This is a genomic window from Streptosporangium sp. NPDC006013 (assembly GCF_040614275.1).
GTDB lineage: Bacteria > Actinomycetota > Actinomycetes > Streptosporangiales > Streptosporangiaceae > Streptosporangium.
Window position 1 is genome coordinate 1 of the sequence record NZ_JBEXUE010000669.1, and the last position, 4,400, is coordinate 4,400.

Genomic DNA, 4,400 nt, shown 5'->3' on the forward strand with positions numbered 1-4,400 from the left:
ATCTGCCCCGCTCGGCCGCACCCTGGAGCTGCCCGAGACCCTCACCGGGCTGGAGGAGAACCGTCACCAGGACGGCGCCGCGCGGGCCGGACGGCCCGCGCCGCACCTCGGCGATCCTCGCGAGCTCGTCTTCCTCCGGCATGGTGAAGGCCACCGGATGGTCGCCGAACAGCTGCCGCGCCAGCTGCGCCCGGACCGTGAAGTCGGGGTGCGCCCTGGCCACCTTGAGCTGCGCGATCAGGTGCCCGCGCGTCGGCTCGACCTCGGCGGGCACGCCCCGCGCCACCTCCGTCAGCGCCCGCGTCAGCGCGTCCATGTCGTGCAGTGAGCAGCAGGCGGTGGCGGTCATCTGATGGACGTCGGCCACCACGTCCAGTTCCACTCGGTCCTCGGCGTCCTGCCCACGCGACAGGCAGGCCGCCAGCAGGACGGACTCCGCCAGTACGGCCTGGGTCGGGCAGGGGGAGGGGAGGAGCAGGCGCGCTTCGGCCAGGGGGGTCACGCCGTGCCGCACCGCCAGCACGCGCAGCCCGTTCGCCAGCGTGCGATCGACGAGGTCGCTGCTCATCGCCCCTCCCCGGGGACGACCCGCAGCAGCGCGCGGGAGTCCGGGCGCAGTCCGCGTGCCGCCGTCGCCACGTCGGCGGCGCCCACCTCGGCGTACGACTCGGGCAGCCGCGCGGCCAGGCCGGGGTCGCCGAACAACAGCTCGAAGCGCCCGAGCATGCGCACCCGGTCGGCGAGCCGGTCCATCGAACGGTGGTGGGACAGGAGCCACGCGTTACGGCAGCGACGCAGTTCCTCATCCGCGGGCCCGGTGGCGCCGAGCGCGTCCAGTTCGGCGTCCACGGCGGCCAGCACTCGTTCGGCTGACAGCCCCGCCGGGTGGATCGCGGTGAGCAGCCACATGTCGGGGTCACGGGCGTCGAGGAGATCGAACAGGCCGACGCGGGCCGAGAAGGTGACGTTCTGCCCGGTCTCCCGGTGCAGCCGTTCCCGCAGCCGGGGCCGTACGCCGCCGGCCAGCACGCCGGCCAGGGCGGACAGCGCGAGGTGTGCGGCGGGGCCGGCGGCCGGGTCGGGCACCCGGTAGCCGAGGGCGAGGGCGGGCAGCGGCGCCAGCGGGTCGGCGTACTCAGCCGTCGCCTGCCCGGCGGGCTCCGGTTCCCCATGCGGGGCGGGCGGGGGGACGGGGCGGGGCGGGATGGCCCCGAAGGCGCGCTCGATGACCGTCAGCACCGCCTCGGGCTCGACATCGCCCGCGACCGTCACCACGGCGTTGCCCGGGCCGTAGTGCCGGTCGAAGAACTCCTCGCAGTCACGAACGGTCACGTGCCGGAGGGCGGCGTAGTCGCCGTACCCGTCGTGAGCGTTGGCGAAGGCACGAAACAGCACGGGAGAGAGCCGGGGCCAGGGGAAGCCGCCGTAGGGCCTGCGGATCTTGCCCAGGACCTCTTCACGTATCACCGAGATCTGGGCCCGGACGGCCCGCTCGGTGATCTTCGAGGCGCGCATGCGGACGGCCTCCAGCGCGATCACCTCCGCGACCGCGTCGGCGGGGACCACGGTGTAGAAGTCGGTGTAGTCCTGGCGGGTGGAGGCGTTGCAGAACCCTCCGGCGCGTTCGACCTGCTGGAAGTGGCTCGGCCCGGTGCCGGCGGCTCCCTGGAACATCAGGTGTTCGAACAGGTGGGCCAGGCCCGAGGCGTTTTCGGCCTCCGCGCGGAAGCCGACGTCGTAGTGCACCGCGACGCCCGCCACGGGGACGGAGTGCTCCTCCTCGATGACGATCCGCAGCCCGTTGTGCAGCGTCACGCGCGTGATCTCGGCGGTGTTCACGAACGGACCACCTCGCCGGGGGAGGGCAGCAACTGCCCGGCGCCGGCCGCGTCGATCACGTCGGCGACGAGCTTGAGGTACTCGACGAGGACGTCGTGCCATTTCATGTAGGCGGCGAAGTCGTGCAGGTGGGTCAGGAAGCGCAGCGCGGCCGTCCTGCCCACGGCGGCGAGGTCCAGGGCGGCGGTGTAGCCCTCCAGGACGCGGCCGATGAACATGTCGAAGTCGAAGTCCCGGCGCGCGCCGAATCGGCGGATCGACGCGCTGAGCTCCACCAGCTCGCCGATGATCCACCCCACGTCGGACTCCGGCGGACCGGCGGCCAGGTTCTCACCGGTCAGCAGGCCGCCGTCCATGTCGGGGGTCAGGGGCAGGAGGATGCCCATGCTGGGGCCGCCGTGCAGCAGGGCGTGCGGTGCCTCCGTCGCCGGGACGCACCACGCCGCCACCGTGGCCATCCGGTCCCGGCCCAGCATCTCGGTCGCGTGGCGGTGCAGATCGGGCGCGGCGCCGGGTCCCAGCCCGTCCCGTAGCCAGGAGAGCAGCCGCAGCAGGCCGTCGGGGGACGGTAGATCGGCCTGCGGCAGGGGGACGGCGTGCAGGCGGGCGAGGGCCGCGCCGGTCTCCACGAAGGTGTCCGCCGTGATCCGCGCGATGTCGGCGTCGCTCTCGCCCGACCTCGGACCGAGGAGCATGGCCGCGATCGAGCGGGCCTGGCCGGTCCGGTACGTCATGCCGGTGGCGTCCGCCCGCTCCGGAAGCGTGAGCCCGACCCGCCCGCGGGCCGCCATCCGGGCGGCGTCCAGGACGGCGGGATCCGGCGTGCGCAGCGCGCCGCCCCGGTGCGGCCCGGGACGCCGGGCCCACTGGTAGTCCCCCTCGGCAGACCGGGCGATCGTGGTCAGCACGTAGCCCGTGCCGTAGGAGTCGACGGCTCGGCTCACTGGTCCTCCTTCTCGCGCGTGGCGCGCAGTTCCGCCAGTCGTTCGATCAGGGTGGAGAGCGGGGCGGTTCCCAGGGCGTCCCGTCCTCGGGTGTGGGTGCTCAGGACCGGCACGGGGTCGACGACCACGACGTTGGGCCGGCCCTCGATCGCCGTACGGTGCTGCTGGTAGGCGTACGAGCGGGTGGCTCCCGGCGGCAGGGCCGGCGCGATCCCGATCAGCGCGGAGGTGCACTGGAGCGCCAGCAGCATGGGGGTGTCGGCGAGACCGTTGGCGAACCGGCCCAGGAAGTGATAGGTCGCCGGGTAGACCATCACGGTGTCCGGCCAGATGGCGTAGTCCGCGTGCGGTGATTCCGGCGCCGGAACGTCCGGCCAGGCGTCGACGGGCACGTCCTTGCCGATGAGGGCCGCGATCGCCTGCCGGCTGACGAACCGCTCCGCGCTTCTGGTGACCACCACCCGGACTTCCAGGCTCCGGTAGGAACGCCGCAGCCAGTTGAGCCAGTACGGCAGGAAGGCGGCGCCGAGCGAGCCGGTGGCGAGGATGAGCAGGCGCTCGGCGTGGAACGGTGGCGGCCCCTGAGGCCGCCCGGGCTCACTCATCGGCGTCCGCCATGGCGTGGAGCAGGCACTCGGCGTCCGCGAGCGCCGCCCGGAACCCCTCGGTCCCCGCGACGCCGGCGAGATTGAGGATGACTTCGTCGACGCCCGCCTCGCGGTAGCCGCGTAGCCGTTCGACGACCTCCTCCGGTGTGCCGTACACGTAGACGCCCGCCTCGACCAGGGCCGCGGCGCCGGCGCGCGGGTCGGCCGGGTCGGCGGGCACCCCGGCCCGGCGGAGCATGTCGGTGTAGTGCGGGGCCCGCAGATGGTCCGCGGCCGCGCTGTGCGCGAGTCTGCGGGGATCGCGGCCGGGGCCGGCCAGCGCCACATGCACGACGGTCGCGACGCGGGGCGGCGTGCCGCGGTTCGCGGCTCCGGCGGCCAGGGCGGGAAGCAGCGTGTCCCGGACGTAGTGGGGCGGCGTCATCCAGGTGATGGCCACGTCGGCGACGGCGCCCGCCGCCCGCGCCATGCCCGGCCGGATGACGCCCAGCCCCACCTCGACGGGCGGGTGGTGCATCGGGGGCAGCGCGGTGGTGGCGACGCACGCCTCGCAGGCGTGCTCGACGGTGCCGCCGTCGAGGAAGGCGCGCACCGCCCGGGCGTACCCGGCCGCGGCCGCGGCCGGCTTGTGGTACGGCGCGCCGCGCAGCGCCCGGACCAGGTCCGGGGTCGCGGCGCCGTATCCGGCGACCACCGGCCGGCCGGTGAGCACCGCCAGGCTGCGCGCCTGTACCGCCGCCTCCATCGGGTGCCGCAGCGGCATCAGCGTCACGCTCAGCCCGCACGGCACCCTGATCCCCCGGCCCGTCAGGTAGGCGATCGTCTGATGCGTCTCGGTCAGCACGGATTGTCCCAGCCAGAGTCGGCCGGCCAGCCCGCTCATCACCAGCTCTCCGAACGGCACGACCGTGTCGGGGTGCGTGTACTGGAGCGGGAACAGCAGCCCGGGCGCCATGGCCCCTCCTCGTTTCCCAAAGTCCTGGCGGTGCCGCAGGCCGCTGTCGCGTGC

Annotated in this window: 4 protein-coding genes and 1 pseudogene; all 5 read right to left on the reverse strand. The window is 74.2% G+C overall.

The genetic code is table 11. The features are described 5' to 3' along the window. Positions 1-568: pseudogene (locus tag ABZ260_RS47455) on the reverse strand (hypothetical protein); the annotation flags it as partial. Then, positions 565-1,839, reverse strand: coding sequence for a pitrilysin family protein (locus tag ABZ260_RS47460; protein WP_355631570.1), 1,275 nt, complete (start codon positions 1,837-1,839; stop codon positions 565-567). The gene ABZ260_RS47460 and the pseudogene ABZ260_RS47455, both read right to left, overlap by 4 nt. Next, complete coding sequence (locus tag ABZ260_RS47465; protein WP_355631573.1) at positions 1,836-2,783, reverse strand: hypothetical protein; 948 nt, start codon at positions 2,781-2,783, stop codon at positions 1,836-1,838. Before ABZ260_RS47465 ends, ABZ260_RS47460 begins: the two co-directional genes overlap by 4 nt. Beyond that, the gene (locus tag ABZ260_RS47470) at positions 2,780-3,388 is read right to left on the reverse strand and encodes a flavoprotein (RefSeq protein ID WP_355631575.1); all 609 of its coding nucleotides are present in this window, start codon (positions 3,386-3,388) and stop codon (positions 2,780-2,782) included. Before ABZ260_RS47470 ends, ABZ260_RS47465 begins: the two co-directional genes overlap by 4 nt. Next, the coding region (locus ABZ260_RS47475; protein WP_355631578.1) for an LLM class flavin-dependent oxidoreductase at positions 3,381-4,400 on the reverse strand (1,020 nt) is incomplete at its 5' end. The genes ABZ260_RS47470 and ABZ260_RS47475, both read right to left, overlap by 8 nt.

Excerpts from the sequence above, each read along its gene's own strand:
- ABZ260_RS47470 (WP_355631575.1), bottom strand. The coding sequence starts at position 3,388 with ATGAGTGAGCCCGGGCGGCCTCAGGGGCCGCCACCGTTCCACGCCGAG.